The organism is Chitinophaga sp. GbtcB8, assembly GCF_019091455.1.
Taxonomy (GTDB): domain Bacteria; phylum Bacteroidota; class Bacteroidia; order Chitinophagales; family Chitinophagaceae; genus Chitinophaga.
On the sequence record NZ_JAGXJN010000020.1, the window covers coordinates 91,689 to 107,028 of the forward strand.

Here is a 15,340-nt window from a genome sequence, read left to right on the forward strand (position 1 = left end):
AAATTCCTAAGCAGTGTCAAAGGTTATCACTGTGAACCTTTGACACTGTTCATTTACCTGTCAAATGCAATCGCAAAGAGTTTCCTTACGGGAGCAGGTAGTGCAGGAGGTTTCCTCAAAAGAGGTCACACAAATACCGCCTCCTTTCAGGGCCGCCTGTTTTGATTTACTGAGATTTGAAATCTTGATCTTCATCAGCTGGAGCTTTTTGGGGTTCGTGATCTTTTTCATACGTGGATAGTATTTAAATCATCCTCTCCTGTCTTTAGCTTGAGGGTGCAATGCCATGGAGGGGTTGTTCAGCATGTAACTAAAGTTAGAACAATAGCTGCTGACAATCAATACCCATAAATAGGTAGATTTATGGGGCAATGCCCAGGCTCATCAAGAGAAGGGATTTATTTATTCCGTTCTTAAGCTTTTTACCGGGTTGGCAAAAGCAGCCTTTATTGCCTGGAAGCTCACCGTGCAAAGCGCTATCATCACTACCAGGCCCGCCGCTGAAACAAAAATAGGCCAGTTCAATGTGATCCGGTAGGGATAGTTTTCCAGCCATTTACCTGCTGCCAGCCAGGCCAGGGGCATAGCAATGATCAGCGCGATCATGACCAGCTTTATAAAGTCTTTAGACAGGGCAGCAGCTATGCTTTGAACAGAGGCTCCCAATACTTTTCTTATGCCGATCTCTTTGGTGCGCTTTTGTGCAGATAGAACAGAGAGGCCGAACAAACCAATACAGGAAATAAAGATCGTAAGCACGGCCCCAAACAAAATTATTTGTTTCCACCTGGCTTCCGATTCGTAGCTTCTCAGGTTCTGCTCATTTTTAAATACATAACTGTAGGGGTTTAAAGGAAAGAACTGCTTGAATACTTTCTGGATGTATTCCAGGCTTCTTGCAGCCGTGTTGGGCCTGATCTTGATATAGAAAGTCCCGTATGGGTTGGCATTTTTCATGGTGAACAGCTGCGGAGCTATCTTCTGATTGAGCGCAGCAAAATGATGATCTTTTACCACGCCAATAACCTGGTAAACCTTATTATTTTGGTAGTTAAAAATGATGGATCTGCCAACCGGGTTTTTCCATCCCGCTTTCTTTACAAATGTTTCATTGACCAGCACTGAATTAATGGAATCAGACGGGAAATCAGTAGAAAAATTCCTGCCCTGCAGTAAGGGGATCTTTAAGGTTTGAAGATAGGATTCATCCACGGTCTCCCATGCAAAGCTGATGGAAGAATCATTATCCAGCTTTGCGCCCGTCATCCACGAACCGCTATTTTTAGGGGCTACATATTCAATATCCGGATACTTCAGCAGCTCCGCCTTAAAGATGGCTGCCCGTTCGTGCGCCAGGTTATCTTTATTAACCATCACAATATTGCTGTCGTCATAACCCAGGTCTGTTTTTGTCAGGTAATTGAACTGGGAATAGATCGTAAAAGTGGCAATGATTAAAAAAGAAGCAAGGGTGAACTGTAAAACCACCAGCGATTTTTGCAGGTAGCTTTTACCTTTCAGGTTAAACCGGCTATAGAGTGTTTCAACCGGTTTGTAACCGGATAATACCAGGGCCGGATAAAAACCAGCCAGCAGGCCGGTTAGCAGGAACAACGCAATATAACCAGCAATAAGTTTGGCATCAAGTAAATAAATGATCGCAAGCTTTTTATTCGACAGGTCATTGAAGAACGGCAGTATTAGCTGTGCCAGCAGTATGGCCAGGATAAAGGCAATTGCACATAACAAAAAAGACTCTCCCAGGAACTGGATCACAAGCTGCCGCCGCTCGCTCCCCACCACTTTACGGATGCCTATTTCTTTGGCGCGCCTTACAGAACGGGCTACCGTGAGGTTCACAAAATTAATACATGCAATGAGCAGCACAAACAAGGCTATCCCGGAAAGAATGTAAGCATACATAGGGTTGCTGGCATTCTGCAGCCCGTTCTGTGCCGGCAGCGTTGTGCTCATATGCATTTCGCGGAAGGGTTGCAGGAAATAGGTTCCCATCTGGGCGTCTTCACTGGAGCCGTATTTGATGTTGATGGCTTTGAAAGTCTCTGCTGCATCTTTTTCATAGAACCGTTGCATCTGGGCTGATACGGTTTGCGGATTGGCATGGTCATCCAGCACTACAAATGTGTTAAGGAAAAAGCTAAACCAGTTATCATTGTTCTTTGCATCCGCTTCGTTCTCTTTAAAGGGCAGCAGTATCTTGTATTGGATGGATGAGTTTTGCGGGCAGTTATCGGTTACGGCAGTCACCTTATAAGGCACAAACAGGCTGTCTTCCCTGAGCAGGAGAAATTTACCAACAGCTGCTGTAGTGCCAAACTGTTTTTTCGCCTCATCCCTGGTGAGCACCACTGAATGGGGTTGCTTTAAACAGTCTTTCACATCACCATCGGCTAAACGAAATGTAAATACCGACAGGAAGTTTGGATCTACATAAAGCAGGTCCCTGCTTTCCACTTCCGTGCCCTTCTTAAAATCCCTGCTGCCGCTTTGAATGCGTACGAATGATTTAATGCCTGTAACATTTTGTGTAAACCGGGGCCCTTGTAAAAGGCCGGTATTGCCATCCTGGTATTCAGAGCCGTGATGAACTGATTTGAGCGCAATCCTGTAAATATTGGGGCCGTTATGATGAAAGCGGTCAAAGCTAACCTCATCTTTTACATAGAGCAGGATCAGCATGGCGGAGGCAAGGCCAATGGCCAGCCCCGCGATATTAATGAAAGCATATACCTTATTGCGGGCAAGATTGCGAAGGGCAATCTTAAAGTAGTTCTTAAACATAGGCATTGAAAATGCCTTTTCGCGTCAATGCCTATGCCAAAGGATAATTTGTTGTTTTTTAATGCCTTGTGAAACGCACCCCGGCCCAGGCTGTCCGATTACGGACATGCGGTGTACGCTGCCGGACTTATTCCAAAGACCAAACTGCCAGCTCGTAACCATCCGGATCTGTGAAGTGAAAACGCCTGCCGCCGGGGAAATCAAAGATGTCCTTCACTATGATACCACCTGCCGCAACGATCTTCTGTTGGGTAGCTTCAATATTGTTTGAGTAGAGGATAACTAAAACAGTACCTTTTACCGGTTTCCCGGAAGTGAATCCGCCATCTACATATGTGCCTTCAAATGCCGTATAGTCGGGTCCGTAATCGGTAAACTTCCAGCCAAAGCTCTTTGTATAAAATTCCTTGGCGCGGCTAAGGTCCTTTGACAGGAATTCAATATACTGTACCTGCTCATGTTTTAACTTGCTTTTGGAAGTGTCTGCCATAGATTGTATGCTTTTTGCAAAGGTATGAAATGGCTATTGTTACCTGTTTGGAAAAAAACGACAAAATCAGCATGAATTACTCAGCTGAAATATATAAGGAATCTTTAGGGTTATATAAGATCGAATATTTTACACCGGCTGGAAAATTTCTTGATGCTGTTTCCATCAGCTTTTTTACCGCTACCTGCACCCCGTTATAATTTGAATCAGCAAGCTGCATTACCACCATGTTAATACCGGGCTTACCATTTATACGGGAAAAGTTTCCATAAGTATAAGGACCAAATTCAACTTTCGCTGCCACATCCTTTAATTTCAGGGCGGTACCGGCATTCGTACGAATGATCAGATCTCCGTACTCAATAACTTGATTATGCTCACTTTTACACTTAATAATATAATCAAAAGGCTGGTTACTATTCTTGTATAAGATCTCCGTTACCGCTTCCAGTTTCTTTGCCGGAATAGTTGCCAATACGTCTTTCAGCGTTAAATTTAAAGCAGCCAGGTGGCCTTTATTTAACCAGATACGTATCAGTGAATCGCTGTTCTTATCAAAAGTTATCAAATGACTGACCCCGGGGATCCGTTGTATTTCGTTAGCAATATTGGTTGCAACATAATTAGCCAGGAATGCTTGATCGTAATGCCCGGTATTTTCCGGATACAGATCAATTGCCATAACTATAGGCTCATTTTGCCTGAGAACAGTGATGCCGGATTGTACTACCTGTGAAGGTAGCTGCCCTGAAACTACAGAAACCAGGTTTGAAATGTTAACCGCAGCCAGATCCGGATCAATACCTGGTTTAAAGTAAACGTTAATGATCAGTGAGCCATCGTTACTGGCCGTATAGGTCATATGATCCATGTTTTCAGCATTATGAAAGATGGAATCTTTTAATGGAGCGGCTACTGAATCTAATACAGTCCTCACGTCAGCTCCGGGATAAAGCGCCTTTACCTGTATTAAAGGCAGGGCTGTACGGGGCAGCTGCTGTGCGTGGACCTCGGTGGATGTTGTTCCGCCACAACTAACCAGGATGATGGATATAGTATAAATAACGGTGGCTGTTGCAAGCCATTTCAAAGGGTTTTTAAACATCTTTTTTACAATTATCTAAGCTGTATTTAAAAATTTAATTTTACCGCCAGGGCCGGATTGGAATTGCCCAATACTCCCGGCTGCATTTTATCTGGGCTTTTCTGCATTTCAAAACGGGAAGAAAGATGCATCGCTTTCCGTTTATTACTACCCGCAGAAATGAAAAAGGGGATGCTTACAAGAGAGGTAACAATACCGGTGCCGCTCATGAAAACAAGTGGTACCGCTGCTTCAGCTCCATCGCCATTTTGTTGAGAGGCAACAATGATGCCCCCCGCAAATAGCGCAACTCCGCTGCCTAATAGGATCCAGGCAGCCTTTTTTTGATTTTTACTTCTTTTTTCATAGTAGTCCTGGCTTTGCAAAGGGGCAGGGTTTCTCCGGTCAAACACATTCTTTGAAGCCAACTTATTCAGCACTATCCCGGCAGTAAAATTTAAAGTACTGATAGGCCGGTATTGCGAAGAAATCCCGATATGCTCCGTAAACCCGAATTTTGTAAAATGAATAGACGCGTAAGGCGCTAATGCGGAAGCACCCATGATACCAAAGCCGCCGGATAGATATATTGCTCCATTCCTGCGAATATTATAAAATTCGCCCGAAAGGTATTCCATAGGGTAAATGCCATAACCAGGGTCCAGACTGGCGTAAAACCTCCATTTTGGGAGCGGGTAATAATATTTCAGCGTAGCAAAAAACGGTATGTATAATTTACTGTGCTCCTCAAATTTCATGGGTTTGATGCCTAAGCCGATGGAAAGGTTTTTGGCCATTTGGGCATTGCCAACGATCTCTGCTCCATAACCCCTGGTTTTTGAGAAAACGCCTGATGTGCCCAATTGTAGGCTGGATTGGGAAAACGAAGCCAGGCTGGATAATAAAAATAAGGTGATCAATGTAAGGGATAGCTGTTTCATGCTCTTGCGGCCGTTCATAACTTTTAGCTCTTTTTCAACTGCTAAAAACAAATATAAGCATATTGATTAAAAAGTAATTGCCCGCAGCAATACATGCATATTGTTATGGAATAAACTCCTTTTTAATTCCCAGTTTTTTCATCTTTGATTTTAATGTAGAGGGAGGAATATTTAAAATTTCAGCGGCTGCTCCTGCACCCCAGATCCTTCCATTACATTTTTTCAGGATTGAAATAATGTAATCCCGCTCATTCTCGTGAATGGTTTTTATGTACGAGCTTTCAATGCCTGCCGCTGATGTTTTTTGAATAACCGGCAGTTGAATGTCTTCTATCAGGCTGCCCCTGGTAAGCAAAATGCTTCTTTCTATCAAATGCTCAAGCTCACGGATATTGCCGGGCCAGTTATAAGCCATCATGCTTTTTAAAACGTTATCTGAAATACCACTGATCTTTTTTCCGGATCTGTGATTGTAATAATTCATAAAGTGGTAGGCCAGCGCAGGAATGTCTTCCTTACGTTCACGCAAGGGTGGGAGCCGGACCGGGAAAACATTTAAACGATAATACAGGTCAAGCCGGAAACGCCCTTCTGCAACTTCTTTTTCCAGGTTTTTATTCGTTGCTGCAATAATTCTTACGTCGATTTTTAAGGTGTCCCTGCCACCTATTCTTTCTATTTCTTTTTCCTGCAATACCCTCAATAATTTTACCTGCAGTTCAAGGGGCATTTCCCCAATTTCATCCAGTAAAATAGTTCCATGGTCAGCTTTTTCAAACTTGCCGATACGTTTATCTTGCGCACCGGAAAAGCCCCCTTTCTCATGCCCAAATAATTCAGATCCAATTAAGGTTGGGGGCGGGGGGGGAAAATTCACTTTTATAAATGGTTTGTTTTTCCTGGGAGATAAATTATGAATAACATCCGCAAATTTTTCTTTCCCGGTTCCGCTTTCCCCAAGCAATAGGACAGAAGTATCTGAATACGCTACCTGTTCTATCAGGTCCATTACATTCAGCAACGCAGGGCTTTTCCCAATAATAGTTCCAAAATCCGGATTTGGATCAGGTGATTTGTGATAGGGAATGCTGCTAAACTCATGGTGTATGGATAATACAGATCTTTTTTCATTAGCAGAGATGCTGTTCATGACAGCGATCAATGGCTGTTGCAGGCGGAAAAGCAGGTCAAGATGTTCCGCGTTATAACCTTCTTCCAAACGGCGGAAGAAACTGAGCGAGAACATATAACTGTCGGAAGTTATGAACGGCAAAACAATGTTGGAGGAAAAACTAAACATTTTTGCAAGCAAAGCCTTCATGGGGTGAACGGGAAATAATTTTTTAAAATCATCACCGTTATACCACTTTGCCGTGTTATCAATGGAGTTATGTTCAAGCAGGCCTTTAATTTCTTCCATGGGCCTCCCGGACATATTTGAGAGGCTGTTAATGTCAATGGTCTGGTATTCACTAAACCCGGATCGCATAAAAGCAAAACCACTGTAATACCTGCTTTCCAGGGGTTTGAATTTTACGTCCACACAATCGAATGGCAGGTGCTTTTGAAGTACCTTAGCCGTTTCAATAACTTTTGTGTTCCAGTTCCCTTCTTCTTTCTCAATAGTATATAGATCTTTTGTTAGCTGTTTTTCGCTGCGCCATTTTGATTCCTGGTTGTGTTTATGGCGGTAGTGTGCAATTTCAAGCGCAACAAGCAGGTCTTTTTCCCTGAAAGGTTTTACTAAAAAGCCATATGGTTCAGTGGTTTTGGCTGCATTCAGTACCTCCTCATCTGAATTGGCCGACAAATAAACAAACGGAATATTATCAGCAGATAGCTGTTTAGCCAGGTCAATGCCTGTTTGCCTGCCTTTTAAGAAAATATCTACCAGCACAAAATCAGGCTTTTCACTTTTTATGAGCTGCTCTGCCTGTGAAACCGACCGTGCAATGCCGGTAATAGTATAACCCGCCTGCGTAAGCATCAGCCTTAGATAATCAGCTTCCACAAACTGATCTTCAACAATTAATATTTTCTCTTTCATATGGAATAAATGTTTTTAGTCTTATTTATGATAGCAAAAGCCCTGATCAGCCATCATAAATAAATTCCAGGCTTATTGCGGTTCCATTGTAACCGCTGATGGTGAATTTCCCGTCTATATCCTCGCTCAATCCATACATGAGCTTCATGCCCATTGACTGAGGAACCGGGTTAGCGGTACCTTGCCGCAGGCCAACTCCATCATCGCTGATCGTTAATAATAAATTACGCTCAGATTTATGCTTTAATGAAATATTGATGGTGCCGTTCTTATTACCCGGAAAAGCATATTTAATGGAGTTGGTAATAGCTTCATTCATAATAAGTCCAAGCGGAATGGAATGTGAAAGGTTTAATGCGATGGGTTCAATTTGTAAATTGAATTGAACCGACTTGCGGATATTAAAGCTGTCCCGCAGATAATCTGCCAGCTCATATACATAGTCCGGCATATAGATGGCTGATAAATTCTCAGACTGATATAGTTTTTGATGAATGAGCGACATGGCCTGGATGCGGTGATGGCTTTCACTCACCGCTTCAATCGCTTCATCTGTTTTAAGATATTCCGATTGAGTGGCCAGCAGGCCCGATACCGTATGAAAGTTATTCTTTACCCGGTGATGGATCTCCTTTATGAGCCATTCTTTTTCCGTAACCAGGTGTTGAAGAACAAGGTTCTTCTCTTCGATCTCTTTTTGCTGAACTTTTAATTTTTTATTAGCCCGCTGTTTGATCCATGAATTATTTGCCTGCAGCCCTATAATAATAAGCAACAATATCACAACGCCAATAACCCAGTTACGGGTTTGATTGGCCTGTGCAAGTTTATTCTGTTGCAGCTTGGTGGCATTTTCAAGCATCTTAATATCCTGATCTTTCTTTTCAGTTTCAAATTCTACCTGCAGCTGTTCAATGTGGTTGCTGGTGGTTTCATTTAATAAAGAATCACTTAACATTTTATAGAGCTGGTAATGGGTGATGGCGCCCAGGTAATTGCCTTGTATGGAATCCAGCTTAAACCATAAATAATGATTATGATTTAATTCTAAAGGGCTTTGAATGGCTTTGTAAAAAGTGTCTGTTCCGGCAAGATGTTTACGGGCAAGCTCATATTGATGCGTTGCCAGGTAAAATTCTGTTACCGGGTATTGTGCCTCACTCTGGTCCGGCTCATACTTATCAAGCCTTTTGGAAATAGCTAAGAGCTGATCGCAATACTTTTGAGCTTGTTGATATTGCCTTAGTTCTTTATAAGTGATCAAAAAGCTTGCAGTGAGATAGAGCTGTGAATAAATATCCTTTGACGGGTATTTTTGTTGCGCCTCCTGCAAAATTTCCAGTGCTTCATGTGCTTTGTTTAATGCTATAAGCGTTCTTGAGATCTTAGAGCTTAATAAAACAATTGTTTCAGTGTTGTTATATTTTTTTGCCACATATAATGCTTTTTGAAAATAATCATAGGCAGCATTGTGTTTTTTCATATGGCTATAGGTTGAACCTATGCGGTTGAAAATGGTAGCCAGCTGAATAGTGGTATCATTAACGGATGCTGCGGCATTTACGGCAAGCAATCCATATTTTAAAGCTTGTTCATTATTTCCGGTAATTCCGTAAATGGCACCTAAAAGGTCATAAATACCTTCAAGATTGGAATGTTTAATTGATTGGTACAACTGAAGGGAATGATGCAGCACAGATAAGGCTTTTGAATAATTGCCCGTTAGCTGTACCAGGTCTCCAAGCTCTTTCAGGATATCAGCCTCTTTTAATTTACTTCCCGACCTTTGAAATGCTGGTAACGCAAGCTGCTCTACTATGCGTATTCTTTCCGTTAGTTCATCAGTAAAATTTATTGAATAGTAACCTGATAGGTCATAGTAGGCATAACCTAGCTCTAAGAAAAAATCGTGTGCCTTAAAGATCTCTATAGCCTTATCAGCAAACCGCCTGGCCTGGGCCGTATTGTTTTGTACATGAAGGATCTTGGAGAGCTGTTCGTAACTATTTCCAATGCCTTTGGGATAATTCAGCTTTTTACTAAGCTGTTCGGCAGCATGTTCATATACCAGCGCGCTGTCAAGATATTTTGTGCCGCCGGATGCTTTCCTGAAATAGTATTCGCTTAATTGCAAAAGCAGGTTCACACTTACAGTATCTTCTTTACCTTTTTTTAATTGCAATAGCAGGCCAGCGCCGTTGTGATCTGGCTGCTGGGCAGCAACTGCAGAATAGATCAGTGCTGCCAGCATAAACACATATTTAATTTGCCTTCGCATGTGCCCGGGGTGTTTTTGGGGAGCTAAATATACGTTGCTTTTGCTATCCTTTTAAAGATACAATTAATGCCGTTCTATTTCGTGGTATTGTTTTAGGACCGCGATATTTCGCGGTGGCTTTGCTCTTCGTTTTCATCAAGTGTCTGATTGATACTTATTTAGGTTGGTGGCACTTTGTTTGGTGCTGGAAAACAATTATTAACCAAAAAGTGGATCATGCAAAATATTCCTCCAAAAACAATAGTTTTTATTACAGGCGCTTTTGTAGGCAATAATTGCTGGGATGAATGGCAGCGCTATTACGGGAGTAAAGGATACCAAACTATTGCCCCGGCATGGCCTCATAAGAATGCATCCGCTGAAGTTTTACGTAATAGCCATCCTAACACAAAGATAGCTTCCCTCAGGTTGCCGGCATTAATTGACCATTATGCTTCCATTGTAAAAGCATTGCCGGAAAAGCCCATTTTGATCGGGCACTCGATAGGAGGGCTCATCGTTCAGCTTTTATTACAGGAGGGATTGGGCGCCTTGGGGGTTGCCATTCACTCCGTTCCGCCACAGGGCATCTTCACTTTTAAATTATCATTCCTAAAAGCCGGTTGGGGACCGCTTGGTTTTTTTACTTCAACCAGGAAAACATTCTTAATGTCTTTTAAGCAATGGCAATATGCATTCACCAATGGAATGAGCCCTGATGAACAAAAAGAGGCCTACTACAAGTTTGCTATACCTGAATCAAAACTTATTGTGAGAGACACGATCACAAAGGCAGCAAGCATAAAATTTGAAAACCCGCATGCCCCTTTGCTGCTTACTTCTGGCAGCGCTGATCATACCATACCTGCTTCTCTCAACTACGCCAATTACAGGAAATACAGGCACAGTAATTCCGTCACGGATTACAAGGAGTTTGAAGGGCGCAATCACTTCATTCTGGGCCAATCAACCTGGAAAAAGGACGCTGATTATATTCTTGAATGGATAGAGAAGCAGGCAAAATAGTAACAGGTAAGCAAACCCCGTAACGGATTCCAAATTTAAATAACCACATAAAATTTTCTGCTATGAAATTAACAATCATTCTCGTCGCCGGTTTTCTGTTTGCGGCATGTAATAATCCGCAGCCGGATCTGAAAGCCGCCGCCGCTATTAATACAGATACAATTACAGCCGCGCTGCAACCCGCGCAGCCCCCGGCGAACTTTAAAAGCGCAACAGCTAATATTAATGGTACCGAAATACACTATGTTATGGGCGGTTCAGGTGAGCCATTATTGCTGATCCATGGATTTGGGCAAAACTGGTATATGTGGAACCGTTTATTGCCGGAGCTTTCCAAACACTTTACTGTTATTGCACCTGACCTGCCGGGCCTTGGTGAAAGCGGTAAGCCTGATACAGGATATACAAAAAAACAATTAGCGCAGGATCTGCATGGGCTCGTAAAACAGCTTGGTTACAGCAACATAGATGTAGTGGGGCATGACATAGGTTTGATGGTAGCCTATGCCTATGCTGCGCAATATAGTAACGAAGTGAAAAAAGTAGCGCTGCTGGATGCATTGCTGCCCGGCGTGGAACCTGTTTGGAGTGAAGTAAGAGCAAAGGCATGGTGGTTTGGCTTTTTTGCCCTGCCTGCATCAGCGGAGGTTGTTGCCGGTAAAGAAAAAGAGTTCCTTATTGGTTTTTGGCCGGTGGTAGGGCATGTACAAAATGCATTTACTAAAGAGGAAACGGATGAGTTTATACGTGCTTACCGCACCCCAAGATCAACATACGGCGCTTTTCATTGGTTTGCTGCTTTTAACGATGATGCTTTGGATAACAAGGAGTTCATGAAGCATAAATTAAAAATGCCTTTGCTGGCAATGGCAGGCGAATATGCAAGCGCCTTTTTGCCAGAACATTGCAGGCTGGTTGCGGAGCATGTAACACCATCTATCATTAAAGGAGCAGGGCATTGGATAGTACAGGAAAACACCCCGCAGGTACAACAGGATCTGCTTGGATTCCTGCTTGCAAAAGAATGATTCATCTTTCAGTAACCAATAATAAATGAAATTTATGCACACAGTTAAATTAAACATTTTATTCCTGTTACTGCTGTATGTTACTTCGGCCAACGCACAGTCTGACGCAAGCGGGCAGCTTAGAATGACACAGCAGGAAATTATCAATACAAAAGCAAGCGGAGTGTCAGCTCCGGGTTCTTCCAACTTAAGCGCTGTACAGGTGATCGTTATTCATGGGAATCCTTCCAAACCCGGTCTTTACACCATTTTGTTAAAGGTGGCGGCCAACACAAAAATCCCGGCCCACCTGCACCCGGATGACAGGATGTGTACTGTGGTAGCAGGAACATGGTATTTTGGATACGGTGATGTATTTGATGCCGGTAAATTGAAAAAGCTGCCTGTTGGAAGTATTTATTCGGAAATTCCGGATCAGAATCATTTTGCAATGACCAGGAGCGAACCCGTTATAGTTCAGATAACAGGATACGGTCCTTCAGGAGTAACGTATGTAAATCCTGCGGATGATCCGGGAAAGCCGAAGTAATGAGTTGAAAGATTGTATAAATAATAAAACCCGCGACTATCGCGGGTTTTATGTGCCGGCAATAAAGACTATAAAACATCAGGATTTGTCGTTATTGATCCAATGCTGCGCATCGCGGTTAAGCAGCACGCCACCGTTTTTTAAAGTCTCCTGCAATTGCTTTACATCTATTTCCTGTACCGGCTTTTTATTTTTGGCGGCTACCGCTGCGGCAACACCTGCTGCCTGGCCAAGCTGCATCCAGGTAACTTCAACCCGGAGAGAGCAAAAGCCGACATGAGAAGCTGAAGCGCAAACGGGTACCAGTAAATTTGTACACTCTTTTTGTTTGGGAGTGATAATACGATAGGAAATTTCATAAGGCTGTTCAACTTTGACCCAGATACGGCCTTCATTAATGTATTGTGTTTTGGAGATAGCTACCTTTTGCACATGATGGCAATCCACAAAATGCGATCCCAAAGCAATCGCATCAGGTTTCTTCGGCTCATCAAAAATATCCCGCTGGGTTTGCACGTAGCTGCCGGTCATACGCCGGGCCTCCCGCACATATAAATAATAGGGAAAATTGCCGTTGTCTTTAAATTCATCCGGGGCCAGGCCATAGCGATCAGCTTCATCACGCAATGGTTTGGGTACCGAGGGGTCATGCTGCAAAAAATAGAGTAATCCCAGGGTCCAGTCCTTGTGGTCCTGGTATATCTGCTTTCTTTTTTGGTAATCTGCATCCGGATACCCGGTATTGCCACCAAAAAGCCCTAATGAAATTACTGCATTTTGCTTGTTGTTGGTTTCATACTTTCCTGGTGGATAATTCCAGGAGTATATATCAATGATATCTGTCAGCTTCATGTTGGGCTGAACGGTCAACAAACGTTTAAGCGTAATGAAGCGGTTTGGATCATAATGCAGTGGCGCCGGAAAAGGTACTTTGTCTGCGTTGGTAGACATCATTACCCGGAAATTGTAATTAATGATCCTTTTACTGGCTTCGCCGTTGGTTAAATTTTTTGCTTCCACAAACCCGGGGAGTAAATGTCCGTTGTCATCATACGGCGAAACGTCAATAGGCTTATCTAAAAGACGGATCCCGGCAAGCGGTTCATTGTATTGAGATCTGCTTTCGCGCCCATAAGTATAAGATACCCCCGCTCTTGCCATTAAATCGCCTTCATACGTTGCATCGATAAATACATCGCCGGTGATTGTTTTCCCGTTTGACAATACAATACTTTTAATAGCGTTCTCTTTTTTATTCACCTTATCTGCATAGGCCTGGTAGATGATGGATACATGCTGCTCGCCAAGCATATCCAGGAATATTTTTTCGGCCACGTGCGATTCGAAATAAAAAGCGGGTTTATTGCTCCCGTAAAATTTGCCAATGCGGGTATAAACCTCCAATGGAATTCCCGAAATGGTTTCCTCGATCATGTGTTCTGTTTCGGCGGTACCAATTCCGCTGGTGTTCATACCACCCACATGACGGGTTTGCTCAATCAGAATAACTTCGGCGCCCTGCCGTGCGGCCGCCACTGCAGCTGATATGCCCCCCGGTGTAGCTCCATACACTACTACAGTGTGGTTACCGGAAGCATGGCTTCCTAATACGTAAAGCATCAGGATAGCCATGACTATATATGTTTTTTTCATTTTCAAATTTTAATAACCTGGATTTTGTGTAAGCGCTTCATTTACATCTATCTGGTGCTGTGGAATAGGATAAAGCAGGTTTTTTTGTGAAACAGGTATTCCGGCTGCCTGAAGGGTACTAATATATTTGCCGGTCCGCAGCAGATCCCAGCGGCGGTGTCCTTCAAAACATAGTTCCCAGCCTCTTTCCGCTAGAACGGTATCCCGGAACCGGGCCTGTGATACATTTGCCAGATCTTGCGGATTGGCGGATGGATCACCATTTCTCGCACGGGTCCGCACCTGGTTTATTGCATCATAAGCATCAGGAGTAGGTCCATTGATCTCATTAACTGCTTCGGCATAGATAAGCAGCACATCGGCATAACGAATGATCATGAAGTTGTTCCGGGCGGCAAATTCGGCACAGGGCGCGGGGTCCCAGTACTTATCAACTGCAGGGCCGGTACGGGATAGTACTAATGCGTTATTTGCAGGATTCACCTTTTGCGTAATGATCGTAACCTGTTTCCGGTAGTCGCCTGGCAGGTAAGATCTTACATAATTGGAATCTGCCTGGTAGGCGCCTCCGCCCTGGTTGATCGGATACGAAAAGTAAATGGCAAAAGATTCGGCCATTGTACTGCCGTAAGTTGTTTTTAAACAGCTGTACTGAGCGGAAAAAATATGCTCCTGGCCATTTCTGTTTTCAGGAGGAAAGATGTTCTTATAATCCGGGAAAAGGCTGTAAACTTTTGAGTCTATTACTTCCCTGGCAACAGCCGCCGCATTTGTATAATCTTTATGGGTAAGGTAAACCTTTGCCAAAAGTGATTTCGCAGCGCCGCTGGTTGCCCGCCCGATCGTTCCCGGGGTAGTATATTTTGCCGGCAGGTTTGCGGCTACAGCATCTTTCAGATCTGCTATGATCTGGGTATACACGGCATCCAGGGAGGTGCGTTTTATGCTCACATTCACCACATCGGAAGTAGGAGCGGTAACCAATGGAACATCCCCGAAAGCCTGCACAAGATCAAAGTAGATCAATGCCCGCAGGAACTTCGCCTCTCCAATGATCTGCGCTTTAGCGGCTGCATCCATCGTAATTCCGGGCACATTCTTAATAACCCTGTTTGCCCTGTCGATCATTAGGTAGCAGTTTGTATAAAACACATCAAAAGAAGGGTTAGATGCTGAATAAAGGTTATTATCGAGCTCTAATGTGCTTGCACCTACGTTCGATTGCACGGTCAGCTCTTCAGAATTTACATCTGCAAGGTTGATCATTGTCATGTTATAAATGTTACGCAGCCTGTCATACACTGCATCAAGCGCAACGGTGGCATCACTTGCTGTTTTGAAAGAGTTTTCTTCTCCCAGGAACGAATAGGGAACCTCAACGAGGTTATTTTTACAGCCTCCACAAAGCATTATTGCGATAACCAGAAAACCGCTTGCCAACAGCGCTTTGTTCGATAATTTATATTGTGGTTTCATCTTTATC

At 43.3% G+C, this 15,340-nt stretch carries 12 protein-coding genes; 3 read left to right on the plus strand and 9 right to left on the minus strand.

The window, feature by feature from the left end; all coding sequences use genetic code 11:
• Positions 1-60 precede the first annotated feature (60 nt).
• The 7 genes from KVT36_RS18075 to KVT36_RS18105 all read right to left on the minus strand — a co-directional run bounded on the left by KVT36_RS18075 (position 61) and on the right by KVT36_RS18105 (position 9,642).
• The gene (locus tag KVT36_RS18075) at positions 61-231 is read right to left on the minus strand and encodes a hypothetical protein (RefSeq protein ID WP_217604863.1); all 171 of its coding nucleotides are present in this window, start codon (positions 229-231) and stop codon (positions 61-63) included.
• A 171-nt stretch (positions 232-402) separates the two neighbouring features.
• Positions 403-2,802 carry an ABC transporter permease gene (locus KVT36_RS18080; protein WP_217604864.1) on the minus strand — a complete coding sequence of 800 codons (2,400 nt, stop codon included), beginning with the start codon at positions 2,800-2,802 and terminating at the stop codon, positions 403-405.
• Positions 2,803-2,929: 127 nt separating this feature from the next.
• Positions 2,930-3,292 (minus strand): VOC family protein, encoded by a 363-nt coding sequence (locus KVT36_RS18085; protein ID WP_217604865.1) that lies wholly within the window; start codon positions 3,290-3,292, stop codon positions 2,930-2,932.
• 76 nt (positions 3,293-3,368) lie between these two features.
• Positions 3,369-4,397 (minus strand): efflux RND transporter permease subunit, encoded by a 1,029-nt coding sequence (locus tag KVT36_RS18090; protein ID WP_217604866.1) that lies wholly within the window; start codon positions 4,395-4,397, stop codon positions 3,369-3,371.
• Positions 4,398-4,423: 26 nt separating this feature from the next.
• The gene (locus KVT36_RS18095; protein WP_217604867.1) at positions 4,424-4,762 is read right to left on the minus strand and encodes a hypothetical protein; all 339 of its coding nucleotides are present in this window, start codon (positions 4,760-4,762) and stop codon (positions 4,424-4,426) included.
• A gap of 658 nt (positions 4,763-5,420) precedes the next feature.
• Positions 5,421-7,364 (minus strand): sigma 54-interacting response regulator, encoded by a 1,944-nt coding sequence (locus KVT36_RS18100; RefSeq protein ID WP_217604868.1) that lies wholly within the window; start codon positions 7,362-7,364, stop codon positions 5,421-5,423.
• Positions 7,365-7,410: 46 nt separating this feature from the next.
• Complete coding sequence (locus tag KVT36_RS18105; protein ID WP_217604869.1) at positions 7,411-9,642, minus strand: histidine kinase dimerization/phosphoacceptor domain -containing protein; 2,232 nt, start codon at positions 9,640-9,642, stop codon at positions 7,411-7,413.
• A gap of 216 nt (positions 9,643-9,858) precedes the next feature.
• Here KVT36_RS18105 and KVT36_RS18110 point away from each other — a divergent pair, with 216 nt between their 5' ends.
• The 3 genes from KVT36_RS18110 (at position 9,859) to KVT36_RS18120 (ending at position 12,204) form a co-directional block, all read left to right on the plus strand.
• A complete protein-coding gene (locus tag KVT36_RS18110; protein ID WP_217604870.1) occupies positions 9,859-10,647 on the plus strand; it encodes an alpha/beta hydrolase in 789 nt (262 codons plus the stop codon).
• A 62-nt stretch (positions 10,648-10,709) separates the two neighbouring features.
• Complete coding sequence (locus KVT36_RS18115) at positions 10,710-11,675, plus strand: alpha/beta fold hydrolase (RefSeq protein ID WP_217604871.1); 966 nt, start codon at positions 10,710-10,712, stop codon at positions 11,673-11,675.
• A gap of 34 nt (positions 11,676-11,709) precedes the next feature.
• Positions 11,710-12,204, plus strand: coding sequence for a cupin domain-containing protein (locus KVT36_RS18120; protein ID WP_217604872.1), 495 nt, complete (start codon positions 11,710-11,712; stop codon positions 12,202-12,204).
• Positions 12,205-12,282: 78 nt separating this feature from the next.
• On the opposite strand, the gene KVT36_RS18125 is transcribed toward KVT36_RS18120, so the two are convergent.
• A complete protein-coding gene (locus tag KVT36_RS18125) occupies positions 12,283-13,857 on the minus strand; it encodes an FAD-dependent oxidoreductase (RefSeq protein WP_217604873.1) in 1,575 nt (524 codons plus the stop codon).
• A 9-nt stretch (positions 13,858-13,866) separates the two neighbouring features.
• Positions 13,867-15,333: a RagB/SusD family nutrient uptake outer membrane protein gene (locus KVT36_RS18130; protein ID WP_217604874.1), complete on the minus strand. Its 1,467-nt coding sequence runs from the start codon at positions 15,331-15,333 to the stop codon at positions 13,867-13,869.
• Positions 15,334-15,340 lie beyond the last annotated feature (7 nt).